This window comes from Thermus brockianus (genome assembly GCF_001880325.1).
In the GTDB taxonomy this organism is placed as follows: domain Bacteria; phylum Deinococcota; class Deinococci; order Deinococcales; family Thermaceae; genus Thermus; species Thermus brockianus.
Window position 1 is genome coordinate 1,462,249 of sequence record NZ_CP016312.1, and the last position, 18,944, is coordinate 1,481,192.

28 protein-coding genes and 1 pseudogene are annotated in these 18,944 nt (G+C 69.7%); 26 read left to right on the forward strand and 3 right to left on the reverse strand.

Annotated features, from left to right (window positions below):
- Nucleotides 1-30 precede the first annotated feature (30 nt).
- Genes A0O31_RS07870 through A0O31_RS07880 form a run of 3 tightly spaced genes read right to left on the reverse strand, consistent with a single transcriptional unit; the run spans nt 31 to nt 2,500 of the window.
- The gene (locus tag A0O31_RS07870; RefSeq protein WP_071677382.1) at nt 31-1,164 is read right to left on the reverse strand and encodes a tyrosine-type recombinase/integrase; all 1,134 of its coding nucleotides are present in this window, start codon (nt 1,162-1,164) and stop codon (nt 31-33) included.
- A gap of 1 nt (nt 1,165) precedes the next feature.
- Complete coding sequence (locus A0O31_RS12705) at nt 1,166-1,918, reverse strand: hypothetical protein (RefSeq protein ID WP_152024415.1); 753 nt, start codon at nt 1,916-1,918, stop codon at nt 1,166-1,168.
- Between the two features lie 9 nt (nt 1,919-1,927).
- Nucleotides 1,928-2,500 (reverse strand): S24 family peptidase, encoded by a 573-nt coding sequence (locus A0O31_RS07880; RefSeq protein ID WP_237258982.1) that lies wholly within the window; start codon nt 2,498-2,500, stop codon nt 1,928-1,930.
- A 170-nt stretch (nt 2,501-2,670) separates the two neighbouring features.
- Between A0O31_RS07880 and A0O31_RS07885 the strand changes: the two genes are divergently transcribed.
- The 26 genes and pseudogenes from A0O31_RS07885 to A0O31_RS08010 all read left to right on the forward strand — a co-directional run bounded on the left by A0O31_RS07885 (nt 2,671) and on the right by A0O31_RS08010 (nt 18,874).
- A complete protein-coding gene (locus A0O31_RS07885) occupies nt 2,671-2,898 on the forward strand; it encodes a helix-turn-helix transcriptional regulator (RefSeq protein ID WP_071677953.1) in 228 nt (75 codons plus the stop codon).
- Nucleotides 2,891-3,154, forward strand: coding sequence for a helix-turn-helix domain-containing protein (locus tag A0O31_RS07890; RefSeq protein ID WP_071677385.1), 264 nt, complete (start codon nt 2,891-2,893; stop codon nt 3,152-3,154). Before A0O31_RS07885 ends, A0O31_RS07890 begins: the two co-directional genes overlap by 8 nt.
- Nucleotides 3,155-3,168: 14 nt before the next feature.
- Nucleotides 3,169-3,468, forward strand: coding sequence for a hypothetical protein (locus A0O31_RS07895; protein ID WP_152024416.1), 300 nt, complete (start codon nt 3,169-3,171; stop codon nt 3,466-3,468).
- A complete protein-coding gene (locus tag A0O31_RS07900) occupies nt 3,461-3,649 on the forward strand; it encodes a hypothetical protein (RefSeq protein WP_071677387.1) in 189 nt (62 codons plus the stop codon). Before A0O31_RS07895 ends, A0O31_RS07900 begins: the two co-directional genes overlap by 8 nt.
- Before the next feature lie 499 nt (nt 3,650-4,148).
- Nucleotides 4,149-5,021, forward strand: a complete 873-nt coding sequence (locus tag A0O31_RS07910; protein ID WP_152024417.1) for a hypothetical protein — start codon at nt 4,149-4,151, stop codon at nt 5,019-5,021.
- Nucleotides 5,022-5,064: 43 nt separating this feature from the next.
- A pseudogene (locus A0O31_RS13605) lies at nt 5,065-5,250 on the forward strand (helix-turn-helix domain-containing protein); the annotation flags it as partial.
- 450 nt (nt 5,251-5,700) lie between these two features.
- A complete protein-coding gene (locus A0O31_RS13130) occupies nt 5,701-6,252 on the forward strand; it encodes a hypothetical protein (RefSeq protein WP_237258983.1) in 552 nt (183 codons plus the stop codon).
- Entirely contained in the window at nt 6,242-6,616 is a 375-nt protein-coding gene (locus A0O31_RS07920) for a hypothetical protein (RefSeq protein ID WP_071677391.1), read from the forward strand. Before A0O31_RS13130 ends, A0O31_RS07920 begins: the two co-directional genes overlap by 11 nt.
- 15 nt (nt 6,617-6,631) lie before the next feature.
- Nucleotides 6,632-7,045 (forward strand): hypothetical protein, encoded by a 414-nt coding sequence (locus A0O31_RS07925; protein WP_071677392.1) that lies wholly within the window; start codon nt 6,632-6,634, stop codon nt 7,043-7,045.
- Entirely contained in the window at nt 7,042-7,212 is a 171-nt protein-coding gene (locus A0O31_RS12855) for a hypothetical protein (RefSeq protein WP_161489861.1), read from the forward strand. Before A0O31_RS07925 ends, A0O31_RS12855 begins: the two co-directional genes overlap by 4 nt.
- The gene (locus tag A0O31_RS07930; RefSeq protein ID WP_071677393.1) at nt 7,203-7,553 is read left to right on the forward strand and encodes a RusA family crossover junction endodeoxyribonuclease; all 351 of its coding nucleotides are present in this window, start codon (nt 7,203-7,205) and stop codon (nt 7,551-7,553) included. The genes A0O31_RS12855 and A0O31_RS07930 overlap by 10 nt, the downstream gene beginning before the upstream one ends.
- Nucleotides 7,554-7,907: 354 nt before the next feature.
- Nucleotides 7,908-8,216 carry a hypothetical protein gene (locus A0O31_RS12710; RefSeq protein ID WP_152024418.1) on the forward strand — a complete coding sequence of 103 codons (309 nt, stop codon included), beginning with the start codon at nt 7,908-7,910 and terminating at the stop codon, nt 8,214-8,216.
- Nucleotides 8,209-9,462 carry a terminase large subunit domain-containing protein gene (locus tag A0O31_RS07940; RefSeq protein WP_071677395.1) on the forward strand — a complete coding sequence of 418 codons (1,254 nt, stop codon included), beginning with the start codon at nt 8,209-8,211 and terminating at the stop codon, nt 9,460-9,462. The genes A0O31_RS12710 and A0O31_RS07940 overlap by 8 nt, the downstream gene beginning before the upstream one ends.
- A 109-nt stretch (nt 9,463-9,571) precedes the next feature.
- Nucleotides 9,572-9,976 carry a hypothetical protein gene (locus A0O31_RS07950; RefSeq protein ID WP_152024419.1) on the forward strand — a complete coding sequence of 135 codons (405 nt, stop codon included), beginning with the start codon at nt 9,572-9,574 and terminating at the stop codon, nt 9,974-9,976.
- Nucleotides 9,969-11,396: a phage portal protein family protein gene (locus tag A0O31_RS07955; protein ID WP_071677398.1), complete on the forward strand. Its 1,428-nt coding sequence runs from the start codon at nt 9,969-9,971 to the stop codon at nt 11,394-11,396. The genes A0O31_RS07950 and A0O31_RS07955 overlap by 8 nt, the downstream gene beginning before the upstream one ends.
- Nucleotides 11,383-12,522, forward strand: coding sequence for a PBECR2 nuclease fold domain-containing protein (locus A0O31_RS07960; protein ID WP_071677399.1), 1,140 nt, complete (start codon nt 11,383-11,385; stop codon nt 12,520-12,522). Before A0O31_RS07955 ends, A0O31_RS07960 begins: the two co-directional genes overlap by 14 nt.
- 180 nt (nt 12,523-12,702) lie before the next feature.
- Nucleotides 12,703-14,019, forward strand: coding sequence for a phage protease (locus A0O31_RS07965; RefSeq protein WP_071677400.1), 1,317 nt, complete (start codon nt 12,703-12,705; stop codon nt 14,017-14,019).
- A gap of 18 nt (nt 14,020-14,037) precedes the next feature.
- Nucleotides 14,038-14,892, forward strand: coding sequence for a phage major capsid protein (locus A0O31_RS07970; protein ID WP_161489862.1), 855 nt, complete (start codon nt 14,038-14,040; stop codon nt 14,890-14,892).
- A 26-nt stretch (nt 14,893-14,918) separates the two neighbouring features.
- Nucleotides 14,919-15,164 (forward strand): helix-hairpin-helix domain-containing protein, encoded by a 246-nt coding sequence (locus A0O31_RS07975; RefSeq protein ID WP_071677402.1) that lies wholly within the window; start codon nt 14,919-14,921, stop codon nt 15,162-15,164.
- Nucleotides 15,142-15,534 (forward strand): phage protein Gp36 family protein, encoded by a 393-nt coding sequence (locus tag A0O31_RS07980; RefSeq protein WP_071677403.1) that lies wholly within the window; start codon nt 15,142-15,144, stop codon nt 15,532-15,534. The genes A0O31_RS07975 and A0O31_RS07980 overlap by 23 nt, the downstream gene beginning before the upstream one ends.
- 2 nt (nt 15,535-15,536) lie before the next feature.
- Nucleotides 15,537-16,052: a phage virion morphogenesis family protein gene (locus tag A0O31_RS07985; RefSeq protein WP_071677404.1), complete on the forward strand. Its 516-nt coding sequence runs from the start codon at nt 15,537-15,539 to the stop codon at nt 16,050-16,052.
- Nucleotides 16,049-16,483 carry a hypothetical protein gene (locus A0O31_RS07990; protein WP_071677405.1) on the forward strand — a complete coding sequence of 145 codons (435 nt, stop codon included), beginning with the start codon at nt 16,049-16,051 and terminating at the stop codon, nt 16,481-16,483. The genes A0O31_RS07985 and A0O31_RS07990 overlap by 4 nt, the downstream gene beginning before the upstream one ends.
- Before the next feature lie 2 nt (nt 16,484-16,485).
- Nucleotides 16,486-16,689: a hypothetical protein gene (locus A0O31_RS07995; protein ID WP_071677406.1), complete on the forward strand. Its 204-nt coding sequence runs from the start codon at nt 16,486-16,488 to the stop codon at nt 16,687-16,689.
- A gap of 10 nt (nt 16,690-16,699) precedes the next feature.
- On the forward strand, nt 16,700-18,097 hold the full coding sequence (locus tag A0O31_RS08000; protein ID WP_237258984.1) for a DUF2586 family protein: 1,398 nt from the start codon (nt 16,700-16,702) through the stop codon (nt 18,095-18,097).
- Between the two features lie 5 nt (nt 18,098-18,102).
- Nucleotides 18,103-18,540, forward strand: a complete 438-nt coding sequence (locus A0O31_RS08005) for a hypothetical protein (RefSeq protein WP_084720316.1) — start codon at nt 18,103-18,105, stop codon at nt 18,538-18,540.
- Nucleotides 18,541-18,550: 10 nt separating this feature from the next.
- Entirely contained in the window at nt 18,551-18,874 is a 324-nt protein-coding gene (locus tag A0O31_RS08010) for a hypothetical protein (RefSeq protein ID WP_071677408.1), read from the forward strand.
- The last annotated feature ends 70 nt before the right edge of the window (nt 18,875-18,944 follow it).

The window sequence follows — 18,944 nt, forward strand, 5'->3', positions numbered from 1 at the left end:
TCTGTAGCAGAAGGTGTAGCAGGAACCCCGCTAACCGATGTCCAGCACCCACCCCCGCCGCTCCTCCTCCAGGAGGTGGCGGTAGATGCCCAGGGTGATGTTGGGGTTAGCGTGGCCCATGCGCTCGGCCACCAGCTCCACGGGAGCCCCCTGAGCGAGGAGGAGGGAGCCGTAGGTGTGCCGGAGGTCGTGGACCCGCACCTGGGGGAGACCGAGCCGGGCGAGGAGCCTGCGGAGGAAGTGGTCCGGGGCGTCCGGGTGGACGGGCTGGGAGGGGTCCCGCCCCGGGAAGAGCCAGCTCCTCCGCGCCTCCTCCTCGCTGAGCCCCTGGACGCTCTCGCGGTAGGCCCGCAGGCGCTCCAGGGTGGTGGGGGGGATGGGGACCGCACGGTAGCCCGAGGAGGTTTTGGGTTCGGAGACAACCCCCTTCCCGCCCACCTTCGCCCACGCCCGGCGCACGTGGAGCACCCCCTCCTCGAGGTCCACGTCTTCCCACCGGAGGCCCAGAGCCTCGCCCCTTCGGAGCCCGCAGGTGAGCATGAGCCGGAGGGCGATGGCGAGGGGGGAGGGGTGCTCGTCCAGCGCGGCGAGAAGTCTCCTAGCCTCATCGGGCTCGAGGGTCCGGCCCGGACTCTTCCTCGGCGGCCCCTTCACCTTCACGGGAGCCACAGGGTTGCGGTGGATGAGCTCCATCCGCACGGCGTCCTCAAAGACGGCGTGGAGGAGCCAGCGGATGTTCTTCATGGCGTGCGGGGTGAGCCTGAGCCCGTCCAGGTGCCGCCGGACGTGGAGAGGTTGGACGCTCTGGAGCCGCATGCGCCCAAAGCGGTCGTAAGCCGTGGGGTCCCTGAGGGAGGGTATGGCCTTCGCCAGGTGGTAGCGGTAGCTCTCCAGGGTGCGGGGGCGAACCTCCGCCGCCTTGCGCTTGAGCCAGTCCTCGGCCCAGTCCCGCACGGTGATCTGGGCGGGCTCGGCGAGGAGCCCCCGGTGGTGGAGCACCTGGAGCTCGGCGAGCTTACGGGCGACCTCCTGGCGGGTCCTGCCGTAGACGACCTTCCGCCGGGGGTTCCCGCGAGGGGTGTAGCCCACCGTGATGGCCCCGACCCAGAGCCCGTCCTTCCGCTGGTAGATGGACCCTTCTCCTGGAGGACGCTTGCGGGCCATGTCAGCGCAGGTGCTGGCTCCAGGACTCGTAGTCCCGGTGGCTGACCTCCAGGGTGTAAGACGTGGGCGGGTTGCCCAAGAGGACGAAAACGGCTTCCCCCACCCTCCGCTCCAAGGGAGCACCCTGCCGCACCTGGCCCAGGGCTTTCTCGGCCCACGCCTTGGACTCCAGCTGCGGGTTGCCGTCAAAGGGGGCGGTGGCGAGGTAGGGGAGGAGCCAGGACGCCGTGGGCTCGGCGTTCAAACCGGATACGCTGACCTCGTAATGCAGCACCTTGTCCCCGTAGGTGGCGATCTCCACCCACATCTCCGCCCCGGTGTCGGGGTCCACCTTCACCGCCCGGTGGTACTTCACCCCAGGGATAACGTTGGAGGGCTCCATGGTAAAGCGGAAGCCGTAGGGCTCCTTCTCCAGGTTCAAGGTGATGTCTACCCAGAAAAGCCCGGGTAGGACAGGGGGCGGAGGCATTTCCGCCTCCTGGGTTTTGGGGGGTTCGCTGGCCTGCTCCGTTTGCGAAGGTTGGGGAGATTGTGCAGGTTGCGAAGGTTGGGCAGATTGAACAGATTGGGCCGATTGGGGGTTTTGCGGTGTTTGCGGTGGAGGAATGAGGACCAGTCCGATGAGCGCCACCACCGCACCGAAGGCAAACATCCCCAGCCTTTCCTTCAGGGTCAGCGGCTTGGCACCCTTGGGCGTCTTGGAGAACGCCGCCGCCAGGAGCAGCCCCCCAAGGATGAGGAGAACCCAACCCATGGCTACCTCCTACATCTTCCGCACCAGGGTGGCCGCCACCCCGAGGATGCGGTCGTGCTCGGTTAGGGGAACGGGAGGGTGGTCCGGGTTGTCGGAGTAGAGGTACCAGGAGCCGTTGTAGCGCTGGAGCCGCTTTACCACAACCCCGTCCCAGTGCACATGCACCGCCACGATGCGCCCGGGCTCCGGGGCTCCCCCCGTCCAGAAGACCACGATGTCCCCGTCCCTGAGCGTGGGCTCCATGGAGTCTCCCTTGACCCGCACGGCGAAGAGCTCGTCCTCCCGTTTACCCCTGAGCTCGGGGATGTGAAGGGTGATGTATTCCGCGCCCTCGTTCCACATCGGCGGCCCAGCCCCGGCGTCTATGACAGGAATACGATACCGCACCACGGGGATGGACCCGGGGATTTCCGCACCAGGAAGCTGGATGCCGGTTTCGCGGGAGAACTCCTCGGGGGTCCATTGGAGAACCCGGAGAAGCCGGTTGAACGCTTCCGGGTCCTTAGCCCAGAGATAGCGGATGGCATTCTCGGGGTCGGGAAGGACCTGGGTTGCCAGCCACGAAGCGCTGCGCCCTACCATACGGCTCACCTTTGGCTGTGATAGCCCCAGCTCGCGGATGCGCTTGCGGATAGCCATAGCGGCTTTTTCTTCTGTAGCCACCACTTTGCCACCCCCTCGGTGTTAGCATAGCTAACACTCTGTCAGGGGTGTTGACTATTCGGCCAGGCTGTGCTAGCATGGCTGACAGGATGACGGCAACGGACCTGGCAACCCTGATTAGGGTCAAGCGAGCGGAGAAGCGCTGGAGCCAGGCGGATTTGGCAGCCAAGGCTGGCGTCTCCCGCTCGCTCGTTGCGTATGTGGAGAATGGCGGTCGCCCCAGCATCAGCACTCTAAAAAAGCTGGCGACTGCGTTGGGTATTTCTGCGTCCGAGTTATCAGCAATACTGCTGGCAGAGGAGGCCTCCCATGCCTAACCCCACGACCACCCCTCAGACTGCGTTGCCCCACCCCGTGGCCTACAACATCGCCCAGGCCGCCAAGGTTCTGGGTATCGGGGAAAGGACCCTCCGCTACCTCATCCGGGCGGGGCAGATCCGCGTGGCCCGGGTGGGGAGGAGGGTGCTGGTCCCTCACTCGGCCATCGTGGAGTTTTTAGAACGCGGTGGCGTTGAACAGGTCCTTTACGGCCACGTGGCCGTGAGGAAGGCCAGGGTGGAGGCCCTGGCCTAGTGGAGGTGATGCGAATGACTAGACAGGCGCAGGTTGATTATACCACGGCTCTGCGGCGGGTGCTGGAGAAGTACCCAACCCTCCCCCCTCGGGAGCGCGGGGAGTCCTGGGAGGACTATCTCCAGCGCCTCGAGGACCGCCTCCGGGTGCTGGAGTACGCCTGGGGGGACTGGATCCGCCTCGGCCCGCCGAGGGATTGGATCTACAACCCCCATTGGGCCTGGGCGTGGCCCAAGGCCCGGGGGGAGATTCTGACGTTGCGGATGGCCCTGCCGGAGCTTCGGCGGGCCATTAAGGGGGTGCGCGATGCGTAAGGGGCGGATTTACAGGGTTTACAAGAAGAGGAGCCCCCAGGACGAGGGGTACGTGGAATGCCAGTTCTGCGGGGTTTTGGTCCCCCTTCCCCTCGTCCGCTTTAGCGCCTTTGGCGGCGAGGAAATGTGCCCCGGCTGCAAGCGCCGGGAGGAGGAGTACCGGAGGAAGCGCTATGCGTAGCTGGCGCGCCGCCTGGTATCAGGCCAACCCAGAGGGACTGGTGGGGCGTCTCAGGGACCTCGCGCGGTCCCGCCCCGAGGCCGCCAGGGCCCTGGCCACGCGGCTGGAGCGCGAGGGCTGGGGCCCCTGGTGGGAGCTCCTGGGGGACCTCCAGGCCCCCCGGGCCCTCTGCCCCGTGTGCGAGGGCGAGGGCGAGGTCCTAACCACGGGGGCCGTGGCTAGCGGATGGCACACCTGCCCCACCTGTGGGGGCCAGGGGCTCATGCCATACCCCCTCACTCAGTGGCGGGAGTACTGCCATGAGTGCTGGGGGGAGGGCGGATGGTGGGCATACCATCCGCACCGGCCCGATGACGACATCTGGGTAGAGTGCCCGGAGTGCGGCGGGATAGGGGTGTTCACCCGCATGGGTCCCGCCGCTTATGCAGAGGTTAGGGGCCGCGTGGAGGAGGACTTTCCCCCCGACGCGCCCCTGCCGTTCTGATAGAGGAGGTGCGTGATGGCGCACGAGCTGGCGAAAACGACTGAAGAGCGGATGGCGGTCCTGGAGAAAGTCGTGGTGGAGGGCGACCTCTCCAAGCTCACCCCGGCGGAGCGGGTCATCTACTACCGCAACGTCTGCGAGTCCCTGGGCCTCAACCCCCTCACCCGCCCCTTTGACTACATCGTGCTCAACGGGCGGCTCACCCTCTACGCCCGCAAAGACGCCACGGACCAGCTCCGCCGCATCCACGGCGTGAGCGTTCGCATCGCGAGCCGGGAGTTCATTGAGCCCCTTGGCCTCTACGTGGTGGTGGCCCGGGCCACCACGGCGGACGGGAGGGAGGACGAGGCCATCGGCGCGGTGAGCGTGCGCGGTCTCTCGGGAGAGGCGCTGGCGAACGCCATCATGAAGGCCGAGACCAAGGCGAAGCGCCGGGTGACCCTCTCCATCGTGGGGCTGGGGTGGACGGACGAGTCCGAGGTGGACACCATCCCCGGCGCCCAGACGGTCCGGGTGGACCCCGAGACCGGGGAGATCCTGGACGCTCCCGCCCGGCCCGCCCCCGAGGAGAAGGAGAACGGAGGGGCCACAGGGAAGCAGCTCAAGCTCCTCGCGGTCCTCATGGGAAAGGTGGGCCTTGGCCGCGAGGAGGCTCACCGCTACGTCTCCGCGCTCCTCGGGCGGCAAATCTCCTCCGCGAAGGACCTCAGCAAGGAAGAGGCCAGCCGGGTGATTGACCATCTCCAGCAGGTCGCGGGGTGGTTTGACGCCATGGAGGTCCCCGAGGACCTGCGCCGGGAAGTCATGACCGACGCCGCCCGGCACGGGGACACGTTTGACTCGGAGGAAACCCTCCGGGTGGTGGTGGAGGGCTACAAGGCTACCTAGAGCAGGGAGGGGGGCTGAGCCCCCCTCCCTTTAAGGAGGAGAGATGTACCGGTGGAACCATCACATATGGGGCAACCGCGAACTCAGCGCGGCTGAGAAGCTGGTCCTACTGTACCTCCTTGAACGGGCCAACAGGGACGGCATTTGCTGGCCGTCCCTCAACACCATCGCCCGGGACACGGGGCTGACCCGGCGGGGGGTCATCGGGATCCTTCGCCGGTTGAGGGACGCCGGGTACATTACCTGGGAGCAAGTCGGCCAGACTAACACCTACCGCGTGGCCGTGGACCGACTGGTGAACCCCGTTCACCAGGATGGTGAACCAGATTCACCAGGGGTGGTGAACCAGATTCACCAGGTGGTGAACGGCATTCACCAGGGTGGTGAACCAGATTCACCAGGTGGTGAACGTGGTTCACCGGGGGTGGTGAACGGCGTTCACCCAAACCATTCAATAGAACCACCCATAGAACCACCCATAGAACCATCTCCCCCCCCTATAATCCCCCCCCAAAGCCCGGAACCGGTGAAGGAGGAGGGGGAGGGGGGGGAGGTCAAAAAGGCCGAACCAGGAAGACCAAAAGCTTCCCCTTTACCGGAGAAGCCAAGCAATGGGGCATCTCAGACTATCCCGGGCGGCGTCGCTGGAGCCATCCCAATCGGCGCCGCCTTGGCGAGCATGGGAGGCCGCTTCCGCTGGCCCGAGCCCCCGGAGGCCATGGTGCGGGCCTTGAAGGAGGCCGGAGTCTGGGAGCGCCTGGCCTCCCTCCGGCGCTACGCCAGGGACCAGCGGGCGTGGCTGGAGTGGCTGGCCGGGCCTCTAGCGGCCCTGTGGCGGGGCAACCCTGAAGCCTTCCCCGCCGCCATTGGTGAGGCGCTGGACGCCCTGGCCTCGAGGCCCGAGGTGAAGGACCCCCTCTCCTACCTCCTCGCCGTGGCCCGGAAGCGGCTCACGCCCAACGGCGAGGCGGCGCGAGGTGAGGAGGCCCCCGCCGCCCGGGCGCTCCGGCTCCTCCGGGAGGGGCAGGAGCCGTCAGGCGAGGACCTGGTGGAGCTCCTCCGTCAGCGGGGCGTGCCCACCAAGGCTGGCCTAGGGCGCTACAACGGCATGTCCGCCGATGGGGAGTGGGTCTACGCCCGCCTAGGTGGCGACATCATCGCCGTCTCCAGGAGAGAGGCGATCAGGAGGCTCGTGGACGGTGGTCATGAGGAGGTGGCTCATGCTGGATGACGCCCCTGAGCTCGTCCTAGATCTCGGCCCCTGCCCGTGGTGCGGCGAGGAGGAGCTGGAGTACGCGGGGAACGGCCTCGCCGCCGGGCGCAGGCCCCCCTCCCTCTGCTGCGAGCGCGGCGCTGTGGCCTCCCTCCTCCGGCACGCGGCGGCGGTGCGGGCTACGGCGGAGAAGGAGCGGGAGGAAGTGGCCGAGGAGTACCGCGCCCTCCTCCAGGACGCCACCAAGCAGTTTGGGTCCCAGGCGCTCCTCGCCGTCCTGGACGAGGTGGCGCGCGCTGGCGTCATCGGCTGGAGGAGCGCCGGAGCGGTGCGGGCGGCTCTTGAGCGGCGTGAGAGGACGCCCAGCGGGACTGGGAGGTAGCGCTGGAGGTGGGCCGTGGGGGAGGTGGTGGTGGCCCTCTGCCTAGGGACCGGGACCTGGGAGGCCGTGGTGCTCGCCGGAGGTAGGGTCGTGGGCTACGGCTCCAGCCCGGACTACGGCGTGGCCGTGAAGGCGGCCATTCTGGAGGCCCGGGCTAAGGGCGTCCACGAGGAGGAAGGGATGAAGATTCTCGGACGGGCGGAGGAGGCGCTAGCGCATCTCGCGGAGGCGGTGGGGTGTTACTGCCCCCCCGAGCTGGCCCTGGAGGCCGAGAAGTGGCTGGACGACCTGCGGGAGGCGCTCAGGGAGGGCGCGGAAGCGAGCCGGGCGCTAGAGGCGTGCCGCGCCCGGGAGCGCTTGTCATCCCAGGAGCGGTTGCGGCTCAAGGAGGCCGTCATTAGAGCGCGGGAGATTTTGGAGCGGATATGACCCTGGCGGACCTGCTTTTGGCCTACGTTCTCGCCATGCTCACGGGGCTCGCTGTCCTGCTTCGCCCTCGCCGCGAGCCCCTGCCGGAGGGGGCGAGCGTGGGGTTTTTGGTTCTCGTGGGGGTTTTATGGCTAATGTTCTTCCTCGCGCTCGTTCTGTGGCGCTAGAGGCCACTCTTCCCTGGCCCCCGAGCGTGAACCACTACTGGGCGGCCAGGGGGAATGGCCGCTACCTCGCCCCCCACGCCCAGCGGTGGCACAAGGAGGCGTGGGCCACCCTGCGCGCCGCGTGGCGGGGGAAGCCCATGCGGGGGGAGGTGGCGGTGCTCGTCGTCCTTCATCCCCCGGACCGGAGGAGGCGGGACCTGGACAACATCCTGAAGGCGGTCCTGGACGCGCTCGTGCACGCGGGGGTGCTCCAGGACGACTCCCAGGTGGCGGAGCTTCACGCCGTGCGGCGGGAGGCGTGCCGTCCTGGACGGGTGGAGATACGGGTGGAGAGATTGTGACCCTCACGGGCTGGGAGGTCCAACCCCTCCCGGCACCGAGGTACCAGCCCAATCGGCGGTTTCCGGTACCGCCTAACCAAAACCGGAGCCCCCTAAAAATCACATCTTGGGGCGATACCGCCCCCCCGGGCGCTCGATGGGCTGGGGGTGCCCGGAGAGGGGCGGGAGAGGGAGGTGGTAGTGCCTAGAAGGTGCACCATTTGCACCCATCCCCAGCGGGAGGAGATAGACCGGGCGCTCGCGAGTGGGCAACCGTTTCGGACCATAGCGGTCCGCTATGGCGTTTCTGCTACCTCTTTAAAACGCCACCGCGCGCACGTCCAGGACGCCATTCAGCAGGCCATTGAGGCCAAGGTGGTTTCGGTCGGGGCGTCCGTTCTGGACCGGATCAGGGAGCTAAACCGCGAGGCCCGCTCTCTCTTGGAGGAGGCTCGCTCAAAGGGACGCTACGCGGCGGCGGTCCAGGCGATTGGGGCGGCTACCAGGCTTTTGGAACTAGAGGCCAAGCTCCTCGGGGAGCTAGACGAGCGTCCCAGCGTCCAGGTGGCGCTGGTGGCGAGCCCGGAGTGGGCCCGGCTGAGGGCGGTGGTCCTCGAGGCCCTGGCCCCCTACCCCGAGGCCAGGGCCGCCCTGGTGGAACGTCTGGAGGCGGAGGGTGCGTGAGCTCGCCCAGGACCTGGCCCTCGCCCTAGACCCCACGGTGGTCCTCAAGCGGGCGGGCGTGATCCCCGCCCCCTGGCAGCGGCGGGCCCTCCTCTCCCCGTCCCCCCGCCTTCTCCTCCTCGCCTCGCGTCAGGCGGGGAAGAGCACCACCGCCGCCGCCCTCGCCCTCCACACCGCCCTGGTGCGCCAGGAGGCCACGGTGCTCCTCATCGCCCCCTCCCAGCGGCAGAGCCAGGAGCTCGCCAACCGGGTGCGGCGCTTCGCCCAGGTCCTCGGCCTGGAGCTCCAGGCGGAGAGCGCCCTTCGGCTGGAACTCCGAGGGGGGAGCCGGGTCATCGCCCTGCCCGCCAAAGAGGGGACCATCCGGGGCTACAGCGCCCACCTCGTGGTCCTGGACGAGGCCGCGTGGATCCCCGACGACCTTTACGCCGCCGTGCGCCCCATGCTGGCCGCCACCCGTGGCCGTCTGGTGGCCATCTCCACCCCCTTCGGCACCCGGGGCTGGTTCTGGCGGGAGTGGGTGGAAGGGGAGGGGTGGGAGCGGGTCATGGTGACCGCCTACGACGTCCCCCACCTGGACCCGGCGTTCCTGGAGGAGGAGCGCCGCGCCCTGGGAGAGTGGCGATTTCGGCAGGAGTACCTGTGTGAGTTCCTCTCCTCGGGCGGGGCCATCCCCGAGGAGGACGTGGAGCGGGCCACACGCCTCCCCGGCCCCGAGGAGCCCCGGGAGGGGCGGCGCTACGTGGCGGGGCTGGACCTCGCCCGCGTCCACGACTGGAGCGCTCTCGCCATCGTGGACGCCACGGAGCCCGAGGCCATGCGCCTGGTGCGCCTGGAGCGCTGGCGGGCAGAGTGGGAAGAGACGGTGGAGCGGGTCCTGAGCCTCGTCCGCCCCTACGCCCCGAGGCTACTCGTGGACGCCACGGGCGTGGGGGATCCGGTCTACGAGCGCCTGCGGCGGGCCTATCCCAATGTCTACCCGTACCGGTTTTCCCACGCCACAAAGCCCCCCCTGGTCACCGAACTTCGCCTGGCCCTCGCCGAGGGGAGGCTTCTCCTCTACCCGGACCCCGCCCTCCTCGGGGAGCTCCGGGCCCTCGAGGCCCGCCAGACGACCTACGGGGTGAGCTACGAGGCCCCGTCCGGAGCGCACGACGACACGGTGATGGCCCTGGCCCTCGCGGTGTGGGCGGCCCGGCATGCGGCCCCTACTGGTGGGCCCTACCGGGTGAAGGGGAGGTGGTAGTGGGCTCCAAAGAGCTGTATGCTAGGGCTAAGCTGGGCAAGACTCTACCCTGCCCCCGGTGCGGCTCCACGGAGGTGGAGTCCAGGGGGCGGGTGGGCGTGGAGGGGGTATGGCCGGACGTGATGCTGGTGCGGCGGTACAGGTGCAGGCGCTGCGGGCTTACGTACGAGAGCGCCGAGGTCGCTCTGACGTTGACCCCGCCCTCCTCGTCTGGGGCGCTCTGAACGCCCGCATGCGCCGCGTGGGGCCTCCCGGCCGGGGGCGCCGGGAGGAGGTGGAGCGGCTGGTGGGTCAAGCGGGGAGCTACGCCCTGCGGGTGGGGGGGCGCTGGTACCCCTGGGACACAGTGCGTGAGGCCCTGCGGCGGGCCCTGGAGCTGGACCGCCCGCCCCACGAGCGGAGCCAGGAGGCGAAGGACCTGGCGGCCTTCCTCTGGTCCACCACCCCCAACCGGGTGGGCTATGTCCTAGCCCGCCCCAGGCTCCTCCAGATATGGAGGGAGATTCATGGCTAAGGAGAAGGTGAACACCTACCAGGAGCCTCGGGGCTGGCTCCGGGCCGAGTGGACCCCGGCGGAGGTCCGCACCGTCTGGGCCATCGCCCAGCAGGGGGACATGCGGCCCGTGGCCGAGCTTGCCCGGGCCATCTTGGGGGACGATCGGGCGCAGGGGGTCCTCTCCGTGCGGGTCCGGGGCCTCTTGGGCCTCCCCTTCACTCTGGAGCCCGCCCCCGGCGGGGAGCGCTGGGCGAAGCTCCTGGAGGAGCGGTGGTGGAGCCTCTTCCCCGAGGAGGCCCTGCACGACCTCATGGTCTGGGCCCTCCTCACGGGGGTGGGCCTCGCCGCCCTCTCCTGGGTGGAAGAGGACGGCCTCCTCTGGCCCAAGCTGGACGTCTGGAACCCGGGGGCCCTGGTGATGCGGGACGGGGCGTGGCGCGTGCGGGACGCCACAGGGCAGGAGCATCTGCTGGAGCGGGGGATGTGGCTCCTCTACACCCCCTACGGGCCGAAGCGCCCGTGGGAAAAGGGGCTCTGGCGGACCCTCGCCCTCCCCTGGTTGGTGAAACTGGACGCCATCCGCTACTGGGCCAGGGACAACGAGGTGGGGGCCCTCAGGGTGGCCTACACCGATGGGCCCACGGGGGAGACGGGAAAGGAGCTCGCCCAGCTCCTGGCGGACCTCGGAGGTGACACGGGCCTCGTCCTCCCCGAGGGGTGGCGGCTGGACGTGCTCTCGCCCTCGGCGGAGGTGTGGCGCTCCAAGGCGGAGGCCATCGCCTGGGCGGACCGGGCCATGACCATCGCCATACTCGGGCAGAACCTCACCACGGACGTCCAGGGCGGGAGCTACGCCGCCGCGCGGGTGCACGAGGCCGTGCGAGCGGACCTCCTGGAGGCGGACGTGGAGACCCTAGCCACCGGGCTCAGGAACGGCGTCCTGGCCCTCTGGGCCGAGTGGAACGCGGGAGACCCTGCCCTCGCCCCCTGGCCTCGCTGGGACCCCAGGCCCCCCGAGGACCTGGCCGCCCGGGCGGAGACCCTGCAGAGGCTGGCCCAGGCCGTGGCGACCTTCGCCCAGGCGGGGGCGAACGTGGACCTGGACGCCCTCCTGGAGGAGTACGGCCTCCCCGTGCGGAAAGGGCAGGGGCTCGTGCGCCTCGCCTCGGGGGACCCGCCCCAGGAGGCCCCGGGCTTCGTCCAGGGGCAGCTCTACGCCGACGCCCTCGCGGATCGCCTCCTATCCCGCCTCCCCGACCCCCTGGCGGGCCTCGAGGCCGAACTCGCCCAGGCCCAGAGCTACGAGGAGGTGCGGGGCCTCCTCATGCGCCGCTTCCGGGAGGCCTCCCCTGAGGAGGTGGCCGCCCTCACGGAGCGGGCCCTGGTCCTCGCGGGACTGGCGGGGCGGTACTCGGTGATCCGGGATGTGGAGCGTTAGCGCCGATCCCCTCCGCTTCCAGGAGGCGGCGGAGTGGTTCCGGGGCAAGGTGCCCCTCCTCAAGGGGGAGTGGGGCCAGCTCACCCAGGAGGCCCGGCGGCGGGCCTTCACCGCCGCCGGGGTGGCCCTCTTGGACCGCCTCGCCCTTCTCCACCAGAGCGTCCTCCGGGCCCTGGAGGAGGGGACGCCCCTGGAGGAGTGGCGGCAGGAGGCCCTGCGCGTCCTCGGGGGGAGGTGGAGCTACGGCCACCTGGAGACCATCTTCCGCAACAACGTCCAGGCCGCCTACTCCGCCGGGAGGTGGGACCAGCTCCAGGACCCCGCCGTGCGGCGCTCCCACCCCTACCTCATGTACGATGCCGTGCTGGACAGCCGCACCACGGAGATCTGCCGGGCCCGGGACGGGGTGGTGCGCCCGGCGGACGACCCGTGGTGGAGGTCCAACTGGCCCCCCCTCCACCACAACTGCCGGAGCGGGGTGCGGGCCCTCACCCGCGCGGAGGCCGAGCGCCGGGGCGTGGCCCGGGCCCTGCCCAGCGTCCCCCCGCAGGAGGGCTTCGGCCTCTCCCCGGCGGAGGAGGAGTGGGTGGAGGGCTACGCCAAGGGCCAAAGGGACGCCGCCCGCCTCCCCTGGGCGCCCGCCTTCGCCGGGGAGCCACCCACCTGGCGCTCCTACGGCCTACCTGAACGCCTGGACCCTACGCCCGCCCCCGGAGACCTCCTGCCCACGCTGGCGGAGGTGGGGGAGGCGCGCTTCCTCGCCCTCCTGGAGGAGCGCTTGGGAGGCCTCCCCGCCCTCCTCGTGGACCCCACGGGCCTCCCCGTGCTGGTGGACCGGGGGCTCGTGGGCCACCTCAAGGGGGATGGGCGGGAGCGCTTCCTCGCCTGGCTTCCAGACCTGGTGCGGACCCCGCAGGAGGTCTGGCTCCTCCCCCTTCAGCACGAGCGGCGAGTGGTCTTCCGCCAGCGGTACCTGAAGGTCTACCGGGAGGGGCGGGACCGGCACCTGGTCCTCTCGGCGGAGGTGCACCGGGGGGCCCTGGTAGCCCTGACCTTCGTGGAGTCTAGGGACTACGCCTATCTCCAAAACCAGCGGGTGGGGTTTCTCCGGTGGGTGGCCAAATAAAACGGGGAACGCCCCCCTGGAGGGGCGCCCGTCCTGCACCGGGCTATCGGGAACCCAGGCCCAGCCCGGTGGGTTTGCCCTGATTCTAGCACCCCTTGTAGCGGAGTGCAAGGTGTGCTATCCTAGAGCTAAGCTCGGATAACTCTACCCCCGGGAAGCCCCGGGGGGTTTTCGTGGACCATGACACGGCATGCCCTGACCATCCCCGTCCCCGGGGGCGAGCCCCCCCGCGAGTTTCGCATCTTCCCCTTCGGTCGCGTGGAGACGACCAAGGGGGTCTTTCTCTTTGACCAGGAGGCGGCCCGCCGGGTGATGCAGGCCTGGCGGGACTACGGCAACCGGCTCTCCATTGACTACGAGCACCAGGCCCTGGAGCCCGTGTCCAACGGCCCCGTCCCCGCCGCGGGGTGGTTTGACCTCGAGGTCCGGGAGGACGGCCTCTGGGCGGTGAACGTGGAGTGGACCCCGAGGGCTATGGAGCTTTTGCGCAACCGGGAGTACCGCTACTTCAGCCCCGCCTTCTACGTGGACGAGGAGGGGCGCATCGTGGAGCTCATCAACCTCGCCCTCACCAACCTCCCGGCCACCAAGCGCATGGAGCCTCTGGTGGCGAAGGCGGTGGGGTTTGAGGCGGGTCCGGTCCACGAGGGCTCCTCGTGGGACGCGGACGCCGCCGTGGCCCGGGTCCGGCGCTGGGCCAGCCGGGACGGGAGCGGGGACAAGGAGACCATAGACTGGGCGAGGTACCGCAAGGCTTTCGCCTGGTACGACGCCACGGACCCAGAGAGTTTCGGCTCCTACAAGCTCCCCCACCACGACGTGGTGGACGGGCGGCTTGTGGTGCACAAAAGGGGGGTCTACGCCGCCGCCGCCGTTCTGCAAGGGGCGCGTGGTGGCGTGGACATCCCAGAGGCGGAGCTGGAGGCGGTGAGGAGGCACATCGCGGCCCACTACCACCAGTGGGGCGAGAAGGCCCCCTGGGAGCGGGAGGAGACCAGGAGGACGAGGATGGAGAAGGTTCTGAGGCTTTTAGGGCTTAGGGAGGACGCTGGCGAGGCCGAGGCCGAAGCGGTTCTCCGCAGGCTCATGGCGTTCCCCGAGAGGGTCTTTGCCCTCACGGGGACGCGCCGGGAGGACGAGGCCGAGGCGGTTCTCCTGGCCTGGAAGCAGGCCCACGAGGAGCTGCCCCGGGTCCAGGAGCGGCTGGCCGCGCTGGAGGAGGAGCGGAGGAAGGAGCGGCTCGCCCGCCTCATTGAGGAGGGGAAGAGGGAGGGCAAGCTCACCCCGGCCATGCTCTCCTGGGCGGAGAGCCAGACTCCCGAGGCGCTGGAGGCGTTTTTGCGGGTGGCCCCCAGGGTGGTCCGGGCGAACGGTCTGGAAGAGCCGGAACCTGGTGGGCTGGACTGGAACCAGATGACGCCCGCTCAGCGGGCGGAGCTCTACAGGAAGGACCCCGAGGCCTACCGCGCCCTGCGGCGGAGGGCCCTCGGGTACTGAGGAGGTAGTGAGATGCCTGTGACCACTAGGAGCGACCTATTCATCCCCGAGGTGCTGGCCGACGCGGTGGCGGGCGCGTGGCCCGACCGCGTGGCCCTCTTGGGCACGGAGGCGGTGGTGGAGTCTCGCACCCTGCCCGGCGACGCCAAAGGCGGAGATAGGGTCAGGATTCCGTACTTCGGAGTCCTGGGCGAGTACGAGGTCGTGGGGGAGGGGCAATCCCTGACCCCCACGAAGCTCACCATGACCACAGAGGAGGCCGTGGTGCAGCGGGCGGGGAAGTTGTTTGAGATAACCGCCTGGGCCCGCATGGCGGCCATGTACGCCGACCCCTACGCCGAAGCCACCCGCCAGCTCCTCGAGGGGGCTCGGCGGACCTTTGACCGGGCTCTGGTGGAAGCGGCTGCCTCCACCACGGGCGGAGGAGTCCAGACGGTGAACGCCTCCTCCGGCACCATCTCCTACGACGCCATCGTGGACGCCCTGAGCGCCTTCGGCGAGAGCGAGGACTCCGTGGCCGCCGTCGTCATGCACCCCAAAGTCTTGAACGACCTCCGCAAGGCGAAGAGCAACGACGGCATGCCCCTGTTCCTCAACCCCCAGGACGGTGGCCGCCCACGGGTGCTGGGCCTGCCCATCATCGTCTCCCGCCGGGCCCCGGTCATCAGCGGCACCCCCAACACCTACGTCACCCTCTTCGTGCGCCGCGGGGCCCTCGCCCTCTGGTACAACGGCACGCCGAGCATTGAGACGGACAAGGACATCGCCAGCGACACCCTCCTCGCCGCCGTGAACGTCTACTTCGTGGCCCACCGCTACTCCCGACTCCCCGGCGACACCGATCCTGTGGTGGTGCGGCTCGTGACCAGGTAGCCATGGGGTACTTCGCTATTCGGCGCATGCGGGAGAGGCTGCAAGGAGCAGGAGCGCCCGAGCTCCCTCGGGAGGGTGCCCCCACCCCCGAGGGGCCTGCGGGAGGTACGCCCCTCCCCGAGGGCTTTCCCGCCCGTAGCCTCCTCCTCGCCAACGGATACGCCACCCTGGAGGCGGTGCGGGAGGCCACGGACGAGGCCCTCCTGGGAGTGAAGGGCATCGGGCCGAAGCTCTTGGCGGAGATCAGGGATGCCCTACGCCAGCAGGGCTGACCTGCGCGCCCTCGGGCTTCCCGAGGCGGTCCTGGCCTCCATCCCGGAGGCGGAGCAGGAGGCGGCCCTCGAGGCTGCCTCCGCCCTGGCGGACTCCTACCTCCGGGCCCGCTACGACCTCCCCCTCGCTTCCTGGGGGCGCGGGCTCACCCGGGCCGTGGCCCTCATCGCCGCCTACGACCTCATGAGCCGGAGGGGGTACGACCCCACCCGGCCCGGGCAGGAGAACCTGCGCATGCGCTATGAGGACGCCATCCGCTGGCTGGAGGGGGTGGCCGCAGGGAAGGTGGACCCCGGGGTAGAGGACGCTACCCCCGAGGTTTCCTCCACCGCCGTCCAGGCCGTGACCCGCGAGCGGAGGTGGCCGTGAGTGTGCGCGGGGATTTTGACGAGCTGAAGCGGCTCCTGCGTGGCTTTGAACGGCTAACCCGGCCCGGGGCCCTGCGGGAGGTGTCCCGCGCGGCGGCGGAGGGGGCCATGAGCGCCCTCATGGACCGCTTCCGCACCGCCACCGACCCGTACGGGAGGGCGTGGCCGCCTTCTCTCCGGGCTCAGCTGGAGGGGGGGCAGACCCTCTCGGACACGGGCCGCCTGCGCCGCTCCTTCAGCGTCCAGAGCGTCACCGCTCGGGGGTTCGCCATCGGGACCAACGTGCGCTACGCCGCCGCCCACCAGTTCGGGGCGGTGATCCGCCCCCGCCGCGCGCGCTACCTCCGCTTCCGCCTGGCCGGGGGGCGTGGGACGCGGAAGGGCGGGAGGGGGCGGTGGGTCACCGCTAGCCGGGTGGAGCTTCCCCCCCGGCCCTTCTTCCCCGAGGGGCGGGACCTCGGGGAGTACGCCGAGCGCATGCGCGAGGCCATCGCCGCGTGGTTGGAGGCCGAGCTGTGATCGCGGAGTTCATCCAGGTCCTCGCCCAGGAGCTTCCCCCCGTGCCCATCTACGTGGGGCTCGCCGGGCTGGACGAGCACGCCCACCCGCCCCGTCTGGTGGTGGTGCCCGAGCGGGAGACCCTGGAGGCCTCCACCCAGTACACCTTCCCCGCGCCCACAGGCCGCCCCCTCTACGCCCGGCGGGTGCGCCTCTCCCTCTACCTCTGGGCCAGCGCCTACTCGGACGTGGAGGGGATGCTGGCGGAGGTCCTCACCGCTCTGCGGCGGCGGCTGGGCACCCTCGCCCAGCCGCGGGACGGGGAGTGGGTGGAGGGGGGAGCCATCGCCCTGGGGGTGGCCTACCGGCTGGGCCTCGAGGTGGTGGCCCCGGTGGAAGAGCGGGAGCAGTACGTAATCCTGGAGCAGTTAGCCATGCAGTGCGGAGGTTGAGTATGCCTAGGAAGGACGAGACCCAAGAGGTTCAGGAGGAGCCCCGGCGCCCCTACGAGGAGTGGGCGCGGGAGCTCGGCACCCCAGGGTGGCTCCTCGCCGCCGCCAAGACGAAGGCGGGATGGGCCCTGGGGCAGGAGGTGACCCGCAAGGAGTACGAGGCTGCCCTTGAGGCGGCCCAGGGGGAGGTGATCAGGAATGGCTAACCTGCCCGGCGTGACCATAAACGTCCAGGACGGGAACCTGGGCGTCCTCCCGGCCCTGGGAGAGGGCGTGCACGTCAAGATCGGCGTGGCGAGCCAGGGGCCCGTGAACGAGGTGGTGGCCGTCTCCGACACCAAGCGGGCCAAAGAGGTCTTCGGCTCCGGTCCCCTCCTGGAGGCCATCGGCGTGGCCTTCGCCCAGGGGGCGGGGGCCATCTACGCGATCCGGGTGAACGCCAGCGTAGCCGGCTCAGTAGGGAGCGTCACCAAAACGGGCACGGGTACAGGCACCCTGGCGGTAAGCGGCAACCCCTCCGACGCCTACGAGCTGGTGGTGCGCATCACCCGCACGGGGGCCCGTGGCACCGCCGCCTTCATCTACTCCCTGGACGGCGGGGACAACTGGAGCCCGGAGATCGCCGTGCCCTCCAACGGCACGTACGTTCTGCAGGGGACGGGCCTAACCCTTACGTTCACCAACGGAGCCACAGAGCCTTCCTTTGCCGCAGGGGATGAGTTTCGGGCTAACACCACCGCCCCCGGCTATAGCCTGACCGACCTCAACGCTGCCATAGACGCCCTCTTCGGCCAGGCCCAGCTCCGCTACCAGTTCGTCCACGTTGTCGGGGCCGCCACCCCCACCGTGGCCGCCGCCGTGGACGCCCGCATGGGGGAGGCGGCCAGCCAGCACCGCTACATCTGGGCCATCCTGGACGCCGAGGACAAGACCGACAGTCAGCTGCGCACCGACTGGGCCTCCTTCGCCTCCACCCGGGTCGGGGTCGGGGCGGGGTACGCCGAGATCGCCTCCCCCATCACGGGGCGCGTGCACCGGAGGCCCATCTCCTGGCTATGGGCGGGACGCCGCGCCGCGCGCCCGGCCCAGGAGGACGTGGGCCGGGTGGCCTCGGGGCCCCTGGTGGGCGTGGTCCGGCTCCACCGGGACGAGTACGTGAGCCCCGGTCTGGACGAGGCCCGCTTCACCACGGCCCGCACCTACCCCGCCTACGCGGGGTACTACCTCACCCAGGGCCGCCTCATGGCCCCGCCCGGCTCGGACTTTGAGCTGGACCAGTACCGCTCCGTGATGGACCTGGCCTGCACCGTGGCGTACCAGGCGGGGCTTAGGTTCGTGAACGAGTCCATCCGCGTGGACCCCGCCACCGGGGGCATCGCCGAGAAGGACGCGGTGCGGGTGGAAGGGTACATCGCGGGGATGCTCAGAGCGGCTCTGAAGGGGAAGGTGAGCGAGATAGAGGGCCAGCCCGCCGTACGGGTGACGGTGGACCGCACGGAGAACATCCTCTCTTCCCGCCGCCTCCCCGTGTCCATCGCCGTCATCCCTCTGGGCTACGCCAAGTTCATCAGCGTGGAGATCGGGTTTGAGAACCCGGCGCTGAAGGTGGGGTGATCTGAATGGAGGTCAGGAACACCAAGCTCTACGACTTCTCCTCGGTGGAGATCATGATTGACGGGGAGACCATCCCTGTGGACGCCGAGGTGGAGTACGCCGTGCCCGAGGTCCAGGAGGAGTACATCTACAAGGGGGGGAAGCCGGTGGGGCGCACGCCGGGGATGGTGGAGCCGGTGGAGGTGACGGTCAAGCTCCCCAAGGACATCTACGACCAGCTCCTGGACAAGTGGGGGAACGGCTTCCAGGACAAGGAGGTGGACATCCAGGTGGTCTACGCCGGGACGGACGGGCAGACCACCGTGGACTTCATCCGGGCGTGGAGGCCTACGGGCGGGGGGAGCGTGTCCGTGTCCAAAGGCGCTGAGCCCGTCATGGTGGAGCTCAAGGGGAAGGCCCTCGAGGTCCTGCCCCGGTCCAAGGTCCCCTTCCGGGCCAAGTGAGGAGGGGTAGATGCCTGAGCTGAAACCCGCAGACGAGCAGGACCTCCTCCTGGAGCACGGGGAGGTCTACGTGGCCGAGGGGCGCTGGGGCAAGGCGTACTTCCGCCCACCCCAGGAGCCCGAATACAGCCGCTTCGTGGCTACCGCCGCCCGTGAGGGGGCGAACCTCTACGCGGCGCAGAAGACTCTGGTCCTGGACTGTCTCCTGAAACCCTCGCGCGCTGAGTTCGCCGAGATCGTTCGCCAGCGGCCTGGGCTCGTGCCGCGCATTGCCACCGACCTCATCGCCCTGGCCCAGGACGAGGAGGCCCGGTTTCTGGCGCCGCTCGGTTGAGGTCTACCAGCAAATCCTGAAGGAGCGGAACGTGGCCCTGGCCGCCAAGTGCCTCTTAGCCTACCGCAGG

Excerpts from the sequence above, each read along its gene's own strand:
- A0O31_RS07870 (WP_071677382.1), bottom strand. The coding sequence starts at position 1,164 with ATGGCCCGCAAGCGTCCTCCAGGAGAAGGGTCCATCTACCAGCGGAAG.
- A0O31_RS12705 (WP_152024415.1), bottom strand. The coding sequence starts at position 1,918 with ATGGGTTGGGTTCTCCTCATCCTTGGGGGGCTGCTCCTGGCGGCGGCG.
- A0O31_RS07880 (WP_237258982.1), bottom strand. The coding sequence starts at position 2,500 with ATGGTAGGGCGCAGCGCTTCGTGGCTGGCAACCCAGGTCCTTCCCGAC.
- A0O31_RS07885 (WP_071677953.1), top strand. The coding sequence starts at position 2,671 with ATGACGGCAACGGACCTGGCAACCCTGATTAGGGTCAAGCGAGCGGAG.
- A0O31_RS07890 (WP_071677385.1), top strand. The coding sequence starts at position 2,891 with ATGCCTAACCCCACGACCACCCCTCAGACTGCGTTGCCCCACCCCGTG.
- A0O31_RS07895 (WP_152024416.1), top strand. The coding sequence starts at position 3,169 with ATGACTAGACAGGCGCAGGTTGATTATACCACGGCTCTGCGGCGGGTG.
- A0O31_RS07900 (WP_071677387.1), top strand. The coding sequence starts at position 3,461 with ATGCGTAAGGGGCGGATTTACAGGGTTTACAAGAAGAGGAGCCCCCAG.
- A0O31_RS07910 (WP_152024417.1), top strand. The coding sequence starts at position 4,149 with ATGGCGCACGAGCTGGCGAAAACGACTGAAGAGCGGATGGCGGTCCTG.
- A0O31_RS13130 (WP_237258983.1), top strand. The coding sequence starts at position 5,701 with ATGGGAGGCCGCTTCCGCTGGCCCGAGCCCCCGGAGGCCATGGTGCGG.
- A0O31_RS07920 (WP_071677391.1), top strand. The coding sequence starts at position 6,242 with ATGCTGGATGACGCCCCTGAGCTCGTCCTAGATCTCGGCCCCTGCCCG.
- A0O31_RS12855 (WP_161489861.1), top strand. The coding sequence starts at position 7,042 with ATGACCCTGGCGGACCTGCTTTTGGCCTACGTTCTCGCCATGCTCACG.
- A0O31_RS07950 (WP_152024419.1), top strand. The coding sequence starts at position 9,572 with ATGGCCGGACGTGATGCTGGTGCGGCGGTACAGGTGCAGGCGCTGCGG.
- A0O31_RS07955 (WP_071677398.1), top strand. The coding sequence starts at position 9,969 with ATGGCTAAGGAGAAGGTGAACACCTACCAGGAGCCTCGGGGCTGGCTC.
- A0O31_RS07960 (WP_071677399.1), top strand. The coding sequence starts at position 11,383 with ATGTGGAGCGTTAGCGCCGATCCCCTCCGCTTCCAGGAGGCGGCGGAG.
- A0O31_RS07965 (WP_071677400.1), top strand. The coding sequence starts at position 12,703 with ATGACACGGCATGCCCTGACCATCCCCGTCCCCGGGGGCGAGCCCCCC.
- A0O31_RS07975 (WP_071677402.1), top strand. The coding sequence starts at position 14,919 with ATGCGGGAGAGGCTGCAAGGAGCAGGAGCGCCCGAGCTCCCTCGGGAG.
- A0O31_RS07980 (WP_071677403.1), top strand. The coding sequence starts at position 15,142 with ATGCCCTACGCCAGCAGGGCTGACCTGCGCGCCCTCGGGCTTCCCGAG.
- A0O31_RS07995 (WP_071677406.1), top strand. The coding sequence starts at position 16,486 with ATGCCTAGGAAGGACGAGACCCAAGAGGTTCAGGAGGAGCCCCGGCGC.
- A0O31_RS08005 (WP_084720316.1), top strand. The coding sequence starts at position 18,103 with ATGGAGGTCAGGAACACCAAGCTCTACGACTTCTCCTCGGTGGAGATC.
- A0O31_RS08010 (WP_071677408.1), top strand. The coding sequence starts at position 18,551 with ATGCCTGAGCTGAAACCCGCAGACGAGCAGGACCTCCTCCTGGAGCAC.